The organism is Halomonas meridiana (assembly GCF_009846525.1).
Classification (GTDB): domain Bacteria; phylum Pseudomonadota; class Gammaproteobacteria; order Pseudomonadales; family Halomonadaceae; genus Vreelandella.
In genome coordinates, this window is sequence record NZ_CP024621.1 from 2,375,098 (window position 1) to 2,392,878 (window position 17,781).

The 17,781-nt window shown below is 59.8% G+C and carries 16 protein-coding genes and 1 pseudogene; 11 read left to right on the forward strand and 6 right to left on the reverse strand.

Translation table 11 applies throughout. The features are described from left to right. Positions 1-6: 6 nt before the first annotated feature. Positions 7-807: a lipid asymmetry maintenance ABC transporter permease subunit MlaE gene (gene mlaE, locus CTT34_RS11540; RefSeq protein WP_159342567.1), complete on the reverse strand. Its 801-nt coding sequence runs from the start codon at positions 805-807 to the stop codon at positions 7-9. Continuing rightward, positions 808-1,629, reverse strand: a complete 822-nt coding sequence (locus CTT34_RS11545; protein ID WP_159342568.1) for an ATP-binding cassette domain-containing protein — start codon at positions 1,627-1,629, stop codon at positions 808-810. Between the two features lie 272 nt (positions 1,630-1,901). Between CTT34_RS11545 and CTT34_RS11550 the strand changes: the two genes are divergently transcribed. The 10 genes and pseudogenes from CTT34_RS11550 (at position 1,902) to CTT34_RS11595 (ending at position 9,005) form a co-directional block, all read left to right on the forward strand. Continuing rightward, positions 1,902-2,888 (forward strand): KpsF/GutQ family sugar-phosphate isomerase, encoded by a 987-nt coding sequence (locus CTT34_RS11550; protein ID WP_159342569.1) that lies wholly within the window; start codon positions 1,902-1,904, stop codon positions 2,886-2,888. Between the two features lie 42 nt (positions 2,889-2,930). Continuing rightward, positions 2,931-3,473, forward strand: a complete 543-nt coding sequence (locus CTT34_RS11555; RefSeq protein ID WP_159342570.1) for a KdsC family phosphatase — start codon at positions 2,931-2,933, stop codon at positions 3,471-3,473. Continuing rightward, a complete protein-coding gene (gene lptC / locus CTT34_RS11560) occupies positions 3,473-4,057 on the forward strand; it encodes an LPS export ABC transporter periplasmic protein LptC (protein ID WP_159342571.1) in 585 nt (194 codons plus the stop codon). Before CTT34_RS11555 ends, lptC begins: the two co-directional genes overlap by 1 nt. Then, positions 4,054-4,548 carry a lipopolysaccharide transport periplasmic protein LptA gene (gene lptA / locus CTT34_RS11565; protein WP_159342572.1) on the forward strand — a complete coding sequence of 165 codons (495 nt, stop codon included), beginning with the start codon at positions 4,054-4,056 and terminating at the stop codon, positions 4,546-4,548. Before lptC ends, lptA begins: the two co-directional genes overlap by 4 nt. An 11-nt stretch (positions 4,549-4,559) precedes the next feature. Continuing rightward, a complete protein-coding gene (lptB, locus tag CTT34_RS11570; protein ID WP_159342573.1) occupies positions 4,560-5,318 on the forward strand; it encodes an LPS export ABC transporter ATP-binding protein in 759 nt (252 codons plus the stop codon). A gap of 105 nt (positions 5,319-5,423) precedes the next feature. Further along, complete coding sequence (locus tag CTT34_RS11575) at positions 5,424-6,839, forward strand: RNA polymerase factor sigma-54 (RefSeq protein WP_159342574.1); 1,416 nt, start codon at positions 5,424-5,426, stop codon at positions 6,837-6,839. Between the two features lie 97 nt (positions 6,840-6,936). Further along, positions 6,937-7,245, forward strand: coding sequence for a ribosome hibernation-promoting factor, HPF/YfiA family (hpf, locus tag CTT34_RS11580; RefSeq protein ID WP_027335376.1), 309 nt, complete (start codon positions 6,937-6,939; stop codon positions 7,243-7,245). A gap of 4 nt (positions 7,246-7,249) precedes the next feature. Then, positions 7,250-7,716, forward strand: a pseudogene (ptsN, locus tag CTT34_RS11585) (PTS IIA-like nitrogen regulatory protein PtsN). A 57-nt stretch (positions 7,717-7,773) separates the two neighbouring features. Next, positions 7,774-8,694 (forward strand): RNase adapter RapZ, encoded by a 921-nt coding sequence (rapZ, locus tag CTT34_RS11590; protein ID WP_159342575.1) that lies wholly within the window; start codon positions 7,774-7,776, stop codon positions 8,692-8,694. 41 nt (positions 8,695-8,735) lie between these two features. Further along, positions 8,736-9,005: an HPr family phosphocarrier protein gene (locus tag CTT34_RS11595; RefSeq protein ID WP_159342576.1), complete on the forward strand. Its 270-nt coding sequence runs from the start codon at positions 8,736-8,738 to the stop codon at positions 9,003-9,005. Positions 9,006-9,023: 18 nt separating this feature from the next. Here CTT34_RS11595 and pmbA read toward each other — a convergent pair whose 3' ends face one another. Continuing rightward, positions 9,024-10,364, reverse strand: coding sequence for a metalloprotease PmbA (pmbA, locus tag CTT34_RS11600; protein ID WP_159342577.1), 1,341 nt, complete (start codon positions 10,362-10,364; stop codon positions 9,024-9,026). A gap of 95 nt (positions 10,365-10,459) precedes the next feature. Between pmbA and yjgA the strand changes: the two genes are divergently transcribed. Continuing rightward, positions 10,460-10,981, forward strand: a complete 522-nt coding sequence (gene yjgA / locus CTT34_RS11605; RefSeq protein ID WP_159342578.1) for a ribosome biogenesis factor YjgA — start codon at positions 10,460-10,462, stop codon at positions 10,979-10,981. 8 nt (positions 10,982-10,989) lie between these two features. On the opposite strand, the gene tldD is transcribed toward yjgA, so the two are convergent. The 3 genes from tldD to rng are packed head-to-tail and all read right to left on the reverse strand — an operon-like array spanning position 10,990 to position 17,752. Beyond that, positions 10,990-12,444, reverse strand: coding sequence for a metalloprotease TldD (gene tldD / locus CTT34_RS11610; RefSeq protein WP_159342579.1), 1,455 nt, complete (start codon positions 12,442-12,444; stop codon positions 10,990-10,992). Next, positions 12,441-16,289, reverse strand: coding sequence for a YhdP family phospholipid transporter (locus CTT34_RS11615; RefSeq protein WP_368026775.1), 3,849 nt, complete (start codon positions 16,287-16,289; stop codon positions 12,441-12,443). The genes tldD and CTT34_RS11615 overlap by 4 nt, the downstream gene beginning before the upstream one ends. After that, a complete protein-coding gene (rng, locus tag CTT34_RS11620; protein ID WP_159342580.1) occupies positions 16,289-17,752 on the reverse strand; it encodes a ribonuclease G in 1,464 nt (487 codons plus the stop codon). Before rng ends, CTT34_RS11615 begins: the two co-directional genes overlap by 1 nt. Between the last annotated feature and the right edge of the window lie 29 nt (positions 17,753-17,781).

Below are 17,781 nucleotides of genomic sequence, written 5' to 3' on the forward strand. Positions count from 1 at the left end.
CCACCCTTAAAGGCCGCCGAACATGACGGCGGTTAAAACGAAATCCAGCCCGAGCACGGCCAGCGAGGAGTACACCACCGTGCGTGTAGTGGCGCGGGAAATCCCCTCCGAGGTCGGCACTAGGTCATATCCTTGAAACACGGCAATCCAGGTCACGACGAGGGCAAAGACCACGCTTTTGATCATGCCGTTACCGATGTCATCGAAAAACGACACGCTGGCTTGCATGTTGCTCCAGTACGAGCCTTCGAAAACGCCCAGCCACTCGACGCCCACCAAGTAGCCGCCCCAAATACCCACAACGCTAAAACCGACGGTCAGAATGGGCAGCGCGACGAAGCCCGCCCAAAGCCTGGGAGCCACAACACGCCGCAGCGGGTCGACACCAATCATTTCCATACTGGTGAGCTGCTCGGTGGCTTTCATCAAGCCAATTTCGGCGGTCAAGGCAGACCCTGCCCGCCCAGCAAAGAGCAGCGCCGCAACCACTGGAGCAAGTTCACGCAGCAGTGAGAGGGCGACCATTTGGCCCAATGCCTCCTCGGCACCGAAATCCACCAAAATGGTATACCCCTGCAGCGCCAGCACCATGCCAATGAAAAGCCCCGACACCAACACGATGGCCAGCGACAAGACGCCCACGAAGTGCATTTGGCGTAGCCAAAGCGACCATCCCTCCCGCGACGGCACCCCTACGGCCGACTGCACTAGAAACACCGTGGCGCGTCCTAGCGCTTCGACCACGTCGCACCCTTTGCGCCCCAGGCGGGTCACTCGCGCCGCGTAGTGAGAAAATTTGGACTGCATCTACCCTGCCTTTATTGCTAAATCGTGGCCGAGGATATCCCGATAGAGCGTCTCTGCGGGATAGTGAAACGGTACCGGGCCATCTGGTTCGCCGTGCATGAACTGGCTGACCCGAGGGTCCTGATTCGTCTCCAGCGTGCTTGGGGAGCCGTGAGCCACCACCTGCCCATCGGCGATCAAGTAGAGGTAATCCGCGATACTCAACGTCTCTTTGATATCGTGAGAGACCACTACCGATGTCAGCGACAGCGCCTGATTGAGCCGCTTGATCAACTGCACCAGCACGCCCATGGAAATGGGGTCCTGGCCGACGAACGGCTCGTCGTAAAGAATCAGTTCGGGGTCCAGCGCTACGGCACGCGCTAGCGCTACCCGACGCGCCATCCCTCCAGACAGTTCGGCAGGCGTTAAGTGCCTCGCGCCCCGCAGTCCTACCGCTTGGAGTTTTAGTAGCACCAGGTCGCGAATCATCGCGTCTGGCAAATCCGTATGAACACGTAGCGGAAAGGCCACGTTTTCGAAAACGTCCAGATCCGAAAACAGGGCCCCGCTTTGAAACAGCATGCCCATGCGCTTGCGCAGTGCGAACAGCGCTTTACGTGACAGCCGGTGTACATCCTGCCCATCGATCAAGATCCGACCACGATCGGGCGTCAGCTGGCCACCGATGAGCTTCAAGAGTGTCGTTTTACCCGTACCGCTTGGCCCCATGATGGCCGTTACTTGACCGCGAGGGATGGTCATACTCACACCGCGAAAGATCTCGCTTTCACCGCGAGAAAAGTAGACGTCTTCGACCTGTATGAAGGGAACATCCGTCATGTGCTGATTGACCTTCATCGTTGATGCCAGAACGCGTCAGTATAAACCGACAAGTCACGGGGCAGTTTAAAAAACAGTGTTTTCGAAATATTATCGAACATCGTATCTTAACGCTACTCTCAGTAACAGCGGCGCAAATGATTACTACGCCAACCTTTTTACGGCGTATGCATCGCCACGAGGCTGGTGAGTTTGCCACGCTTTAGCTAAATAGCGCCGCAAGATGTTATTCTTACTTGCTACCTATTCACTCTATGAAAACGAGACATGCCATGGGCCAGCCACTCTCTACACCCAGCCAACTGCGTGAAAGTGCGCTGCGAACGCTGCAAATTGAGCAAGCGGCCATCGGCGGCCTTCAGGCCAAACTGGACGAACAGTTCGATCACGCCTGCCAGCTCATCCTCGCCTGTCAAGGCCGGGTAGTCGTCACCGGCATGGGCAAGTCAGGACACATCGCGGGCAAACTTGCAGCGACGCTGGCGAGTACCGGCACGCCCGCCTTTTTCGTACACCCAGGTGAAGCCAGCCACGGCGACTTGGGCATGATTACCCGTACCGATGTAGTACTCGCGCTCTCCAACTCCGGCGAAACCGCCGAAGTGACGGCGCTCCTACCACTTCTTAAAAGGCTTGGCACCCCGCTGGTCAGCATGACCGGGCGTCCAGGCTCTACCCTTGCCCGCCACGCCGATGCCCATTTAGACAGCGGCGTGGAACGCGAGGCGTGCCCACTGGACCTCGCGCCTACTAGCTCAACCACGGCGGCACTGGCTCTTGGCGACGCTCTGGCCGTTGCCCTACTCGAAGCACGCGGCTTTACCGCAGAGGATTTTGCGCTGTCCCATCCGGGTGGCAGTCTGGGTAAGCGCCTGCTGTTGCGGGTGCGTGACCTAATGCACGATGGCTCAAGGCTTCCCCAGGTCGCTTTGGGAAGCCCGCTGCGCGATGCACTATTGGAGATCACGCGCCAAGGGCTGGGGTTCACTTGCGTCATCGACAGCGAAGGCCGTTTGGCGGGCGTCTATACCGATGGCGACCTTCGGCGCACATTAGATCAATTTCATGACCTGCGCGACGTGCGCGTCGACGATGTCATGACGCGCCCAGGCAAACGTATCGGCCCTGACGTACTGGCTGCCGAGGCCGTTCGTATTATGGAAGATAGCCGGATAACCGCGCTCGCTGTCGTCGACGAGCAGCAGCGCCCCATCGGCGCGCTACATATGCACGATCTGCTAGCCAGCGGTGTGATTTAACTGCGTGATAACGCTTTTCGCCATGGATGTTAAGGAGGCTATATGGCCCTACCCGATGCACTACTCGACCGACTTCGCCGTGTAAAACTCCTCGCGCTAGACGTAGATGGCGTCTTGACGGATGGCCGCCTCTACTTTCAGGCGGACGGCATCGAAATCAAAGCGTTTCACACCCAAGACGGGCATGGTTTGAAACTGCTCAAGCGGGTCGGCATTCACGTGGCACTGATTACCGGACGCGATTCGCCCATGGTCAGCCAGCGCGCGGCGGCGCTCGGCATTAGCCACGTTCACCAAGGCTGCGAAGATAAGCTCACGACGCTTCGCGCGCTTTGCCAACGACTGGATATCACCCTCGAGCAGGTGGCCTACTGCGGTGATGACCTGCCTGACCTCGCTCCCATCAAGCGCTGCGGCGTCGGCATCACGGTCCCCAATGCGCCTGATTACATGCACACCCATGCCGATTGGATCACGGAACGGCTAGGCGGCCACGGCGCGGTACGTGAAATTTGCGATACGCTGCTCACTTCGCAAGGGCACTGGGATGCCGTGCTCGACACGTATCTTCACAGGCACTCGTGATGGGTCTCAGAGTCAGAAAACGGGTGTGGATCACGGCGATGGTCGTGGCCCTGGGCGGACTGCTGGTCTGGCTGGACCCGCGCGGCCCGCAAGAGGGTGAGATCGATCAGGAGGCCCGTGCCCAGGAGCCTGGGCATGTGTTGGAGAACGCCGAAATTACCCTGTTTGGCGAGACAGGCGCTATCCAGCAGTCGCTGGTCACGCCTCGACTGGTCCATACGCCTCAAACGGCCATGACCGATGTCATGTCGCCGCGCGCGACGCTGTTCGACAGCGAACAGCGGGAGTGGCTGGCCACGGCAGACACCGGCACCTTGAATACCGATTCCCAGGCCCTGACGCTAAGAGGGTCTGCCCGGCTACTGGCTCCCGAAGAGGGCTGGCAGCTCGACACGCAGCAATTAAACTACGATGGCGTGACGCGCCATGCCTGGAGCGATACGCCCGTGCTGTTGCAGCAGCCGCCGCAGCGCATGGAAGCCTCCCGCATGGACGTTTGGCTCGATGACAGCCAAGTCCGCCTGACCAATAACGTGCGCGGCGTCCACCCGCCTGCCACTCGTAACCCTGAGGAGTCGCGATGAACGCCTCTCTCCGCACTGCACTCTTTGCGTTAACCCTACCCCTCGCCACGGCGGCCATGGCACAAAGCCAAGCCCCCATCGAGGTCGAAGCCGACCGCCTGGACCTCGACCAGCGCGCTGGCACCGCTGTTTACTCAGGCAACGTGGACATTCGCCAGGGCGAGATGCAACTGCGCGGCGAACGCGTCGAAATTCAGCGCAACGACGCAGGCGAGCTGTCACGTGCTATTGCCACGGGTGAGCGCGCCTACCTGCGCAATCAGCTCGAAGATCAAGAAACCCCCATGGAGGGCTGGGCGCGTCGTATCGTTTACCATGTCGCCGAACGCCGTGTCGAGCTGATCGACCAAGCCGAACTGACCCAGCAAGGCGACCGTTTCCAAGGGGGGCGTTTGGAGTACTTCATCGACCAGGAAGTGGTGCAAGCACGCTCCGACGTGAGCGGTAGCGACAACCAGCGCATTCGCATGACTCTTCAGCCCGAACAATAGGGAGCGGCCACGTGGCAGCATCAACCTCTGCAGATTCCGCACCTGTCAAAACGCTCTACGCCCATCACCTAGCGAAGAGCTACAAACGCCGTCGGGTCGTGAAAGATATCAACCTGGAAATCGCTCAGGGTAGCGTCGTCGGCCTGCTGGGGCCCAACGGGGCGGGTAAAACCACGTCGTTTTACATGATCGTTGGACTGGTCAAATCCGATGCCGGTAGCGTCGGTATCGACGACGTCGACCTGACTCATGCGCCCATGCATGAGCGCGCCATGGCCGGGATTGGCTACCTTCCCCAGGAAGCCTCCATTTTCCGCAAGCTCTCGGTGGCCGATAACATCATGGCGATTCTCGAGACGCGCAAAGCGCTGGACCGCAGCGCTCGGGAAGCACGCCTCGAGTCACTGCTCGAAGATTTCCATATTACCCACATTCGCGACAACCTGGGCATGAGCCTCTCAGGGGGCGAGCGCCGCCGAGTGGAGATCGCTCGCTCACTCGCTACCGAGCCCGCATTCATTCTGCTCGACGAGCCGTTTGCCGGGGTCGACCCTATTTCAGTGGGTGAAATCAAAACCATCATCCGCGCACTGAAAAAACGCCACATCGGCGTCTTGATCACTGACCATAACGTGCGCGAAACCCTGGATATTTGTGACATTGCCTACATCGTTGGCGACGGCCATATCATCGCCAGTGGAAACGCCCAGGAGATTCTCAATAACCAGAAGGTTCGTGATGTCTATCTAGGCGCAGACTTCCGCCTCTAAACACTGGACTGACCAAACTTTTCTTTTAGTGGCATGCTTATTGCACTTGCACAGAGCCATAACTCGCTCTAGGGTGGAGCTTTCTGATTAACGAGTGGTTCTCAGATGGTCATGAAAGCTTCTCTCCAATTGCGTATCGGCACACAGCTGACCATGACACCTCAGCTGCAGCAGGCCATTGCCCTGCTACAGCTCTCCACGCTGGACCTCCGTCAAGAAATTCAGCAAGCGCTGGACGCTAACCCCATGCTCGAACAAGAGGATGAGTTTGGCGAACAGGCTGTTAGCGAGCCTCAAGAGGCCGAGTGGTCGGACAGCATTCCCAACGAACTCTCCGTAGACAGCGACTGGTCGGACACCTACCAAGACATGGGTAGCTTGGGCGGTAGCAGCGAAGGACCCGACTTCGAGCGCCAAGCCGCAGGCCAAAGCCTTCATGGCCATCTGTTATGGCAATTGGCCATGACCGACTTCTCTCCCCGCGACTATGCCATTGCCGAAAGCCTGATCGATGCACTGGATGCCAACGGCTATCTCACTCAACCGCTCAACGACATCCGCGAAGGCCTCAAGGCGCAAGGCCACGACAGCCTGAGCCAGCGTGAAGTAGAAAACACCCTGTTGCGCTTACAACAGTTCGAGCCCACCGGCGTGTTTGCCCGTGACCTGCGCGAGTGCCTAATGCTTCAGCTGGCCGCGCTGCCTGAAGACACCCCGCTACTGATGCCCGCAAAACGCTTGGTGCGTCAGTTTCTCGAAGCCTTGGGCAAAGACGATTTACGGCTACTCAAGCGCCGCCTGAGCCTGGATGACGAGCAGTTGGACGACGTCATCCGTTTAATTCGCAGCCTTGACCCACGCCCAGGCAGCGCCTACGGCGTGACCGACGACAGCTATATCACGCCCGATTTGGTCGTGCGCCATGACAACGAGGGCTGGCACTTAGAGCTCAACCCGGAGGCGCTGCCGCGCCTGCGTATCCAGCCCGATTACGCCAGTTTGATCAAACGTGCCGACAAGAGCCAAGACAACCAGTTCTTGAAAGAGCACCTCCAAGAAGCTCGCTGGCTGATCAAAAGCCTTTCCAGCCGTAATGACACGCTTCTGCGAGTAGGTCGTGAAATCATCGCCCGCCAGATCGGCTTTCTAGAGCACGGCGAAGAGGCCATGAAACCGCTGATCCTGGCCGACATCGCCGAGGCCGTGGAGATGCACGAGTCCACGATCTCCCGCGTGACGACGCAGAAATTCATACATACGCCACGAGGCGTGTTCGAGTTGAAGTACTTCTTCTCGAGCCAAGTCAGCGGCCACGATGGCGGCGATAGCCACTCCAGCACCGCCATCCGTGCACGGATCAAAAAACTGATACAAGAGGAGCCGTCGGGTAAACCGCTCTCCGATAGTCGCCTGGTGACCCTCCTTGAGGAGGGAGGCATCAGCGTTGCCCGGCGTACGGTGGCGAAATATCGCGAGTCGATGGGTATTCCCTCGTCCAGTGAGCGCCGCCGTTTACGCTAGTTAAACGGTAGAGCGTGACAAACTCGACGCAGGGGCTTTGCAATAGCGCAAAAAGGGTTACAATCGAAGTACAGCCCGATGGATAAGGAGCACGTCAATGCAAGTAAACATCACTGGTCATCACGTTGAACTGACTGACGCCTTGCGTGACTACGTTAACGAAAAGCTGGAACGCGTCGAACGCCACTACGACAACATCACCACGGTGCAAGTGACCTTATCTGTCGAGAAGGAACGCCAGCAGGCAGCCTGTACGCTGCATGCCGCCGGTGCCGACCTTCATGCCGAAGCCCTCGATAACGACATGTATGCCGCTATCGATGCGCTCGCAGACAAAATCGATCGTCAACTCGTTAAACACAAGGAAAAAGCACAAGCTCGCGCCCAGGGCGCAGGCGTGCGTTAACTCAATGACGTTGGAAACCATCCTCCCCCGGAGCGCGTACTCTACGACGTGCCCGGGGGCAGCAAAAAACGGGTGCTGGAGTTTTTCAGCACCTTCATCGCCCAAAACACACCCAGCCTCGATAGCCAAGAAGTGTTTAGCCGCCTGATTGGACGCGAGCGTCTCGGCAGCACGGGAATTGGCAACGGCGTTGCCATCCCCCACGCACGTAGCCCGCACTGTAGCTCGCCCATCGCTGGCTTTTTGAAACTTGCCGAGCCGGTCGATTTCGATGCCATCGATGGCGACCCAGTCGATCTAGTGTTCGTGTTGCTCGTACCCGAAGAGGCGGACGACACGCATCTCGCTCTGCTTGGGCAAGTCGCGACGATCATGAACGATGCGAATACCCGTCAACAGTTACGCAAAGCCAGCAGTCAAAAAGAGTTATTGACCCTGATGACGGCCAAGATACGCGAACAGGCCGCGTAAGATACTCACACGTCCATCACTGTTTATTTCCTACGCTCATACGCCAAGAGAGACGCTATGCAACTGGTGATCATTAGCGGCCGTTCGGGGTCCGGTAAATCTATCGCCTTACAAGCGCTGGAGGATCTTGGCTATTATGCGATCGATAACTTACCTGCCATGCTGCTGGGCTCGCTGATCGATGAGCTACGCGCTCAAGGCGAACGCACCCGTATTGCCGTTAGCATCGATGCGCGCAACCTCCCCATCGCGCTGGAGCGTCTGCCAGCGCTGTTGGAAGAGCTACGCCAGCGAGACATTCGTTTTCAGGTGATCTATCTAACCACGGACGCACGCATTCTGCTGGAGCGCTACTCCGCCACTCGTCGTCGCCACCCCCTCACTCGCGACAGCGAAATGACGCTGGAAGAGGCGATCAACAAAGAGGAGGAGACGCTACATGAAATACGCGATCTCGCCGATTTATTGATCGATACGTCTCGGCTCTCCGTCCACGATTTGCGCCGCCGCATTACCGATCAAGTGGCCCACCAGCGCCAGCATCAGCTCACGCTCACCTTTGAGTCCTTCGGCTATAAACGCGGCGTTCCGCTGGATGCGGATTTGGTCTTCGACGTACGCTGTCTGCCCAACCCATACTGGGACCCTACCCTTCGGCAATATACTGGCCGCGATGCCAATATCGTCGCTTTCTTGAGCGGTTACCCGGTAGTGGAAGCCATGGCCAGCGATATTCAGGCTTGGCTGGAGAAGTGGTTACCGGCCTACCAAAACAGCCAACGTAGCTACATGACCGTAGCTATCGGCTGCACGGGCGGCCAGCACCGCTCCGTCTACATGGTGGAGCAGCTCGCCCAGCGGCTCGTTAAGCAGACCGGAGAAGTGCAGTTGAGACATCGCGAACTGGGGCTGCAGTACACGCTGAGCGAAGAGCCCGTGGCGCCAAGCCCCACCACCGCGACCACCCGTACGCCCTAAGCCTTTTTATTCAAAGACCCACTCGGCAAAAAGGAACCAGAGTGCCCGAAAGAACGTTAACCCTTACCAACCAGCGCGGCCTCCATGCCCGCGCGGCCACCAAATTGGTTCAGTGTGGCCAGCAGTTTTCTGCCAGCATCCACGTATACAAGCAGCAGCAAAAAGCCGATGCCGCTAATATCATGTCGCTGCTGATGCTCGCGGCGCCCTGCGGCACCGAGCTCACTGTAGCTGCGGAAGGGGAAGACGCCGAACAAGCGCTCGATGCCATCGAAGCGCTGTTCGACGCGCGGTTTGACGAAGACCAGTAACCGACTCCGCGTCAACGATTAGCTGCCAGCGACGGTCATCGCATCCACAAGCCAACTGCCCGTGTGAATGCTGCCACGGGTATCCGTGTCATCGCCCACAGCGCTTAGTCCTGCAAACATCTTGTTCAGGTTACCGGCGATCGTGAACTCCTCGATTGGGTACTGAACCTCACCGTTTTCGATCCAAAAACCCGCCGCGCCTCGCGAGTAATCACCGGTCACCCCATTCACCCCCTGGCCCATGAGTTCGGTGACCCAGATACCGCGCCCCATCTGTTTCAAGAGCTCGGCACGCGGTGTCAAAGGAGCCAGCAAGCGTAGGTTACGTGCGCCGCCTGCATTGCCTGTCGAGTGCATGCCTAAACGCCGTGCGCTGTAGGCAGAGAGCATGTAGCTGGCGACCTGCCCCTGATCGATGAAACGATTATTGCGGGTTTGCACCCCCTCGGCATCGAATGGCGAACTCGCCGTCGCCCCCACTTCCATGGGTCGCTCTTCCAATCCAAACCACTCGGGAAAAAGCGGTGTCCCCAGGCGGTCGCATAGAAAGGAGGCTTCGCGGTAAAGCGCTCCGCCTGCCAAAGCACCCATAAGATGACCGATCAGGCCGCTGGCCAGCGTCGGGTCGAACAGCACCGGAAAGGTACCGGTCGGCGGTCGACGCGCGCCCAGTCGCCGTAGCGTACGCGCTGCGGCCTCTTGCCCCACGTCTTCGGGCTGGCGTAAATGGAGCGGATTCCGTGCCGCCGTATAGTCATAATCACGCTGCATGCCTTGGTCATCCTGAGCGATCAGCATGCAGGAGAGCGAGTGATTGCTGCCTTTCTGAGTCCCCAGAAAGCCGTGGCTATTGGCATAAACGCGCACGCCCTCGCCACTTGAAAGCGATGCCCCTTCCGACTGATGGATCCCCTCGACGCGGCGACCTGCCTGCTCACAGCGCAGCGCCAAATCGATGGCCTCCTCCGTCGAGAGCGCCCAAGGGTGATGCACTTTTAGATCGGGGAGATCGGTGGCCATTAACGCTGCCTCTGCCAGACCGGCGGCGGGGTCTTCGCCCGTATAGCGGGCAATCGCCAGCGCCTTTTCTACCGTGGCACGAATCGAGGCGCTGCTGGCATCGGTAGAAGACGCACTTCCCTTCCGTTTGCCCACGTAAAGCGTCACCGCAATGCCTTGATCCCGAGATAGTTCAACGGTTTCCACCTCGCCCAAACGAACGCTGACACCCATGCCCTGGTCAACGCTGGCGCCCACTTCAGCGGCATCTGCTCCTAGCTGCTTTGCGAGGGCAAGCGCTTCCTCAGCGCGCTGTGTCAGCAGTGCCTGCTGCGCCGATGCATCAAATGCCTGTGCCATTTGGCCTCCTTTTCGCCTGAATCGCGTTGGCGAATCAATGTTGTGGTCGCAGCCTGATATAATGCTGCAAACGAATCTAATCAGTGAGTTCTTATATGCCCAAGCAACGCCCCGAGCCAATCGACATCGACGAACAGGAAGAGCGTCCCAGTAAATCGCAGCTAAAGCGTGAGATGCATGCTTTGCAGGCGCTAGGCGAAACGCTGATTGCCATGAACCCTGCCGAACGCGCCCGCTTCCCCCTGTCGGACGACATGCTGCGTGCCATCGATGAAACCGCCCGCATCCGCTCGCATGAGGGCCGCCGCCGTCATATGCAGTACGTTGGCAAGCTCATCCGCAAAGAGGATCTAACGGCCATCCAGGGCGTGTTCGATGCCATCGAGCAGGAAAAAGAGCAGCGCGACCATGCGTTTCATCGCCTCGAGAAGTGGCGGGATCGAATGGTCGACGAGGGCGATGACGCCGTCGATCTGTTCATGGCCGATTACCCCAATGCGGACCGACAAGCGCTGCGCCAACTCGTGCGCAACGCCCGCAAAGAGCGCGAGCAGGGCAAGCCACCCACCAGCTCGCGCAAGCTGTTCAAGCACCTGCGCGAGACACTAGCGCTTTAACAGGCCGCTCAAGAAGACTGCGTGCCGCCGACAGTCAGTTCATCCAGTTTCAGGGTGGGCTGACCCACACCGACCGGCACGCCCTGCCCCTCTTTACCGCACACGCCAATCCCGGTGTCCATCGCCATGTCATGGCCGATCATCGACACCCGCCCCATGGCCTCAGGCCCGTTGCCGATCAGCGTCGCGCCCTTCACCGGTGCGGTGATCTTGCCATCTTCGATCATGTAAGCTTCGCTGGCCGAAAAGACGAACTTGCCCGACGTGATATCCACCTGGCCGCCACCGAAGCTCACCGCGTAGATGCCCCGCTTGACGCTTTTGATGATATCGGCGGGGTCATCCTGTCCGGCCAGCATCACCGTGTTGGTCATACGCGGCATCGGCAGGTGTGCAAACGACTCGCGACGAGCGTTGCCGGTCGGCGCCATCTTCATCAGGCGTGCGTTCAGCTTATCCTGCATGTAACCCGTCAAAATACCGTCTTCGATCAACGGCGTGTACTGACCGGGCGTGCCCTCGTCGTCCACACTGAGCGCACCTCGGCTATCCGGTACCGTCGCATCGTCGACCACCGTGACGCCCTTGGCGGCGACCTGTTGCCCCATCCGGCCAGCAAAGGCCGAGCTGCCTTTGCGGTTGAAATCGCCTTCCAAGCCATGGCCAACGGCTTCGTGTAGCAGAATGCCCGGCCAGCCTGCGCCTAATACGACCGGCATCTGCCCGGCCGGTGCATCGATGGCTTCGAGGTTGACCAGCGCTTGACGCACGGCCTCTTTGGCGTAGCGCTCGGCCACGCCTTCGTCGCGCAGGCGCGCCATGGAGTAGCGACCACCGCCCCCCGCGCCACCGCGCTCGCGGCGGCCGTTCTTGGCCGCGATCACACTGACGTTAAAGCGCACCAGGGGACGAATGTCCGCGGCGAGAGTGCCGTCGCTGGCACGCACCAGCACGACTTCGTAAGTCCCCGACAGGGATGCGCTCACCTGACTGATACTCGGGTCGGCGGCTCGGGCTACTCGGTCGGCCTCTTTCAACATCGCGACCTTCTCTTCGGCCGACAGCCCGGCAAGTGGGTCGATGCCCGCATAGCGCGCGGCGGCACTGACCGGCGTTACTTTCTGGCCGGGCAACTGCTTACCACTGCGAACGATGCCCGCCGCCGTGCGTCCGGTATCCATCAATGCATCGGCAGTGATTTGGTTGGAGTAGGCAAACCCCGTTTTTTCGCCCGCCAGTGAACGTACGCCCACACCGCCGTCGATGTTATAGCTGGCCTCTTTGACTTCACCATCTTCCAGAACCCAACCCTCTTGCCAGGTTCGCTGAAAATAGAGATCGGCATAATCGATACCTGCTCCCATGGCATAGCCCAGGCCCGTATCCAGAGCGTTCAGATCGAGGCCACCTGGGGTAAGCAAAATGGAAACAGCAGACTCTATATCGCTTTTGTGTGCGGTCATTGGGGGCCTTCTAAAGTCACTTGCGGCGAGGTCCAGGGACCTTGCACGCGGTAATAGATAGTGGTTGCTTGATCCAGCGCATCACCGAACAGCTGATCGGCAATAAAGAGCGCGCCGCCGACGATGGGCGCACCGACCGCAATGGCGGCAATGGGTAAACTTTGGCTGACGGGCAGTGTGACGCCGAGACGCTGGTCAAGTTCACGCTGTAAGAGGTTAACACTTCCCGTCAGTGACAGCGTGGTGGCGGGTGCATCAATTTGTAGGGGGCCACGCAACAGTAACTGCCCTTGGGCAACGTCGGCGGTGCCGTGAACACGATCAAAGGCCGTGCCTTGGCCGGTCAAATCAGAGAAGTCGAACCGCAGGCGGCGCAAAATATTATCAAAATTGAGCAGGCCCACTAAGCGCGCTGGCGTCGATTCGAGCGTCACGAAGCGGCCGTCGCGAATATCTGCGCTCATCTCGCCACCAGCGCGGCTCAAATCTACTTGCCAGGGTGCACCGGGCCAAGTGAGGTTGGCAGACAAATCCGTCGTTCGGCTGCGCATAGCCACCGGCTGTTCCAGGCGCTCCAGCGCCGTGCCCACGTCCCCGCCTTGAATAGAGATATCGGCGCGTGTTCGGCTATTCACCGCATTGCCTTCCCATACCAACTCCCCCCGGGCAGAGAGCTGCCCAAGGGTCACCCCCACCGGCGATAGCGAAAAACGGCGATCATCGGTTTGCCAGAAGGCCGTGAGCGGCCCAAAGCGACGATTGCCCACGCTGAGCTCCGCTAGCCGCAACCTGCCGTTGGGTAGGTCCGCCAGCCCGTCGGGAATGGCCACCGGATCGACGTGCTGGGTGTCGACCGCCTCGACCCAAGAGTCAGGCGCGGCTGCACTGGCATCGTGCGGCTTGGAGGGTAACTCGAAAAGCGGATCCAGCACTAGGGAGGAAATGGCGATATCCAGCGGGCGCGCACTGGCTGGCTGATAATCAATTCGGCCTGTCAACATATCACCGCTGATCGTCAGCGCCGTTCGCTCTGCACTGAGCGTGCCGGAGGCATCGATCGTACCCAGGCAGGTGTCTCGAAACATCAGACAGTCGGTGTGCAACCGCACGTCGAACGGTAAGTGATCGCCCTGGGCGGATGCGCTGTCGGCCGACATCAGCGGTGCAAGTGCCGCCTGCCATGCCATGGGATCCAGCACGTCAAAACCCGCATCAAAACGCCAGCCGGGGTCTTGGGGCCAGCCGGGGCGCTGAACCGCGCTACCCAGGGTCACATCAGCCGCCAGCTCTCCACTTGCCAGTGTTTGCGCCCTGACCGCGGCCTTATCAGCTAGCTGCATGGCGACTTGCCCAGACGCCAGCTCCGCGCGCAGTCGCAGCGGCCAAGGCTCCTCACTGCGTTTGGCAAAAGGCGCCGGCAGCGCGCTGGTCATACCGATCAAACGGCTCTGCAACGTCACTACGGGGCTGGGCGACAGCGCAATCTCTGCTTGCCACTGGGCGCTACCATCGACGACTTGACGAGCCTGTTCGGCGGGCACCCCGGCCAGCGCCCACAGCGCCGAGGAAGCCACGCGCCCGTCTAGCGTTACACGCTCATCGGCCGTGAACGTCGCTTGCAGATCCCCCCCCTGCCACCGACTGCTCAGCGCGCCGGTCAACGCGTGCTCGGGCCCCACTTGCTGCCAGTGAAGCTCACCATCGATATCCCGCAGTGTGATGGGTAGGGAGACGACATCTATCACCGCGAGTGCCGGCCGCACATTGAGCTCTAACTGAAGTGTCTCAGGAGCTTCTAGTGGAAGTACCAGCGCGATGTCGCCATCGAGCTGCCCCTCTGCCACCAAATCGCCCAGCGGTAGCGGGCCCGTATCGGGCATGGCTTGGAGGAATCTCAACAAGGCATCGCCGTCACTGTTCAGATCTGCCGACAGCGCAAGCGGCTGCTTCTCTTCCATACGTACCAAGCCGTTCGTGACGTCGACTCCCTGACTCTGGGCACGCGCCACGTCAGCTTGTAGCACCCCGCCTTGCCAGAGCAGGCGCCCTTCGATCTCTTCTAGCGCGGGCCAACCGGGGGCCATTGGCAAACGCCCCTGTTCGACCGCTAGCGCCAGCGTCGCCGAAAGCTGCTCGGATGACGCATTGGGCCCCAGAGGCTGGCTCAGCTTCAGCGAGCCTTGCGGCACGCGACCACCGATATCGTTTGCTAACCAATCACGCAGGGCAGGGTCGAACGCTTTCATCGGCAGCCATTGCGAGAGCGGACGAGTGCGCGCATCCACGTCGGCAAAGGCGATATCGAGGCCAAACTGACCGTTCTGCTGCCCGGTAATCAGGCCAAATCCACCGCTGACCTTGGCACCATCCCAGTCAACGTTCAGGTCACGGCCGCTGATCATGGTATTAGGACCGTCGTACACCCACTCGACGATGCCCTCCGCATGGCGAAGCTGCATCGGCACGTCAAACAGTTTGGGGAAGTAGAGCGTACTGTCGCCTGCGCTGTTGAATGTCACGCGACCACGAAGGTCGCGGGCTTGCACCCAGGCATCCAACGGCCCTCCGCCCGGCGCCTGTTGCCAGGGCAGCACGGCAACGTTGGTGAGCGCCGCATCGACGCCCCAGCGCCCGTCTCGCTGTCCCAGACGCAACCCCTGCACCTGCCCCCGGGGTGAGAGCGTTTGCAGCACCCGCGTCAGGGATTCTGGCAGCAGTGCATACTCACGCCACGCCGCCAGAGAGGAGAGTTCGAACGCACTGGTTCGCAACTCCCACTGCCCTGGCTGGTGGGATACATACCAGTGGCGCGGCAGCGCTGGGCCATCGCTGATGCCCTCGGGTTGTGCCCACTCGACGGTCTCGGCATTGCCGCTAAGCCATGCCTCGCCACCGTCACCATCCCGCAGCCACTGCCCCGTCGCCTGGATGTTACGCAGCACGGCGTATTCGACGTCTTTGCGCAACGTCAGCTCGGGAATATCCAGCGCCAGCCGCGCATCCGCCAGCGAGCCTTCTTGCCAGTGCCCCCACAGCTGCACTTGGCCGCCTACCTGTTCGAGAAAAGGCATGCGATCTGGTCGGAACAGCGCCGCTAGCACCACCAGATGGTCGAGCTGCATATCGAGCTGCAGCGTCGCCGAAAAATCACGCAACCCCCGCTGCCCCGGCTGCATCTCTGCGCGCATGGTCATGGCCGGAAGTTCGGCGTCCCTGGCATCGGGGGCATCGACGATCGTCAGCGCCCCTTCTAGCCGAGTGCGGTGTCGGTCGCCGTTGAGCAAAAGCGAAGGGGCGTGAAGCATCACGGTCTGCTCCTGACCGTGCAGAGTGACGCGACTATTGTCGACCCAAACGCGTTGCCGTAAAAGAAGCTCCGCCCAGGCATCCAAGGAGGCAAGATCGACGTCGGGCTCGGGGGTAACGCCGAGAGGCAACTTGGCTGGGGAGGGCCAGCTCCACTCACGATCCGGCTGCTGGTAAAGATGAAAGCCAAGCCCAAACATACGCGCATCGCTGAAAATGGGCGCGAACCGACGCAGACTTTCCCACACATCAAGGCGCAGCGAGAGGCGGTCAACTTCCACCAAGGCTTCGTCTGCGGGCGTTTGCGACCGAAGCCCCTCGAGTTCTACATGCAGGTCGTTGCGCTCTAACGAGAGCGCAAGCCGATCGATATGCACCGGCACCCCAATACGCGCTTCGAGCAGGGCTTCGAGGCGTGGGGTCAAGGCATCCGCCTGGCTAGCCAAAATACGCAGCGCCAGCAGCAGTACGGCCAGCGTCGCCAATACAGCCGCAACGCTGACCAGACCGACGCGAACGAGCGAGCGAGATGACATCATTACATCAGTACGATGTCGTACTGCTCTTGAGAGTAGTGCTGCTCTACCTGGAAGCGAATCGTTTTATTGATGAAGGTCTCCAGGTCCGCAACGGCCGCAGACTCTTCATCCAGCAGACGATCCACCACCGGCTGAGACGCCAGCACCATATAGGTCTCTGCGCTGTAAGCTCGCTCCTCGCGAAGAATCTCCCGAAAGATTTCATAACAGATGGTTTCTGGGGTTTTGAGCGTACCGCGACCGCTACAGGTAGGACACGCTTCGCAGAGCGTCTGCTCTAGACTTTCCCGGGTACGCTTGCGCGTCAACTGCACCAAGCCAAGCTCGGTGACGCCGGTACATTTGGTCTTCGCATGATCACGCTCCAGCGCCTTTTCCAATACCCGCAGCACCTGGCGCTGGTGCTCTACGTCCACCATATCGATGAAGTCGATAATGATGATACCGCCCAAATTACGCAGCCGAAGCTGGCGCGCAATGGCAGTGGCCGCTTCCAAATTCGTCTTGAAGATGGTCTCTTCGAGGTTGCGATGCCCCACATAGCCACCGGTGTTCACATCGATGGTGGTCATGGCCTCGGTGGGGTCGATGACCAAGTACCCTCCCGATTTCAGCTGCACCTTGCGACCTAGCGCTTTCTGGATCTCGTCTTCGACACTATACAGATCGAAAATCGGCCGCTCGCCCGGGTAATACTCGATACGATCCACCGCATCGGGCATGAACTCTTCGGCAAACTCGACCAGCTTGACGAAGTTTTCCCGGGAGTCGATGCGGACTTTCTCAATGTCATCGCGCATCACGTCTCGCAGGGTGCGCATGAACAGCGGCAAGTCATCGTAGATGACACTGGGCGGCGCGGCGGTGATCTTGCGCTCGCTGACCTTGCGCCAGATGCGCAGCAAGAAGTACATGTCGCTGGCCAACTCTTCATCGCCCACGCCCTCTGCGGCCGTGCGCACGATGAAACCGCCCGTCACCTCGAGGGTTTGTTCGTCGATGCTCTTATCCAACAGCGTCTTTAAACGCTCGCGCTCGCGTTCATCCTCGATGCGCTGCGACACCCCGTGATGAGGCGAGTCGGGCATGTAGACGAGGTAGCGTGAAGGGATCGATAGGTGCGTGGTCAACCGCGCCCCTTTGGTGCCGATGGGGTCTTTGGTGACCTGTACGACCAGCGCCTGGCCTTCATGGAGCAGTTGCCCGATGGTTTGCTGTTCGTCGTTGGGCGTGCCCGGCGGCATGACCTCGTGGGCATGGATAAAGGCTGCGCGCTCCAAGCCAATATCAACAAAGGCAGCCTGCATGCCAGGCAGTACGCGCACCACTTTGCCTTTGTAGATATTGCCTACGATACCGCGCCTGCGAGAGCGCTCGATCAGCGCCTCTTGCAATACGCCGTTTTCTACCAGCGCAACGCGGGTCTCCATGGGCGTTAAATTGATGAGGACTTCACCGCTCATGCAAAATTCCTTATTGGATGTCCTATTCC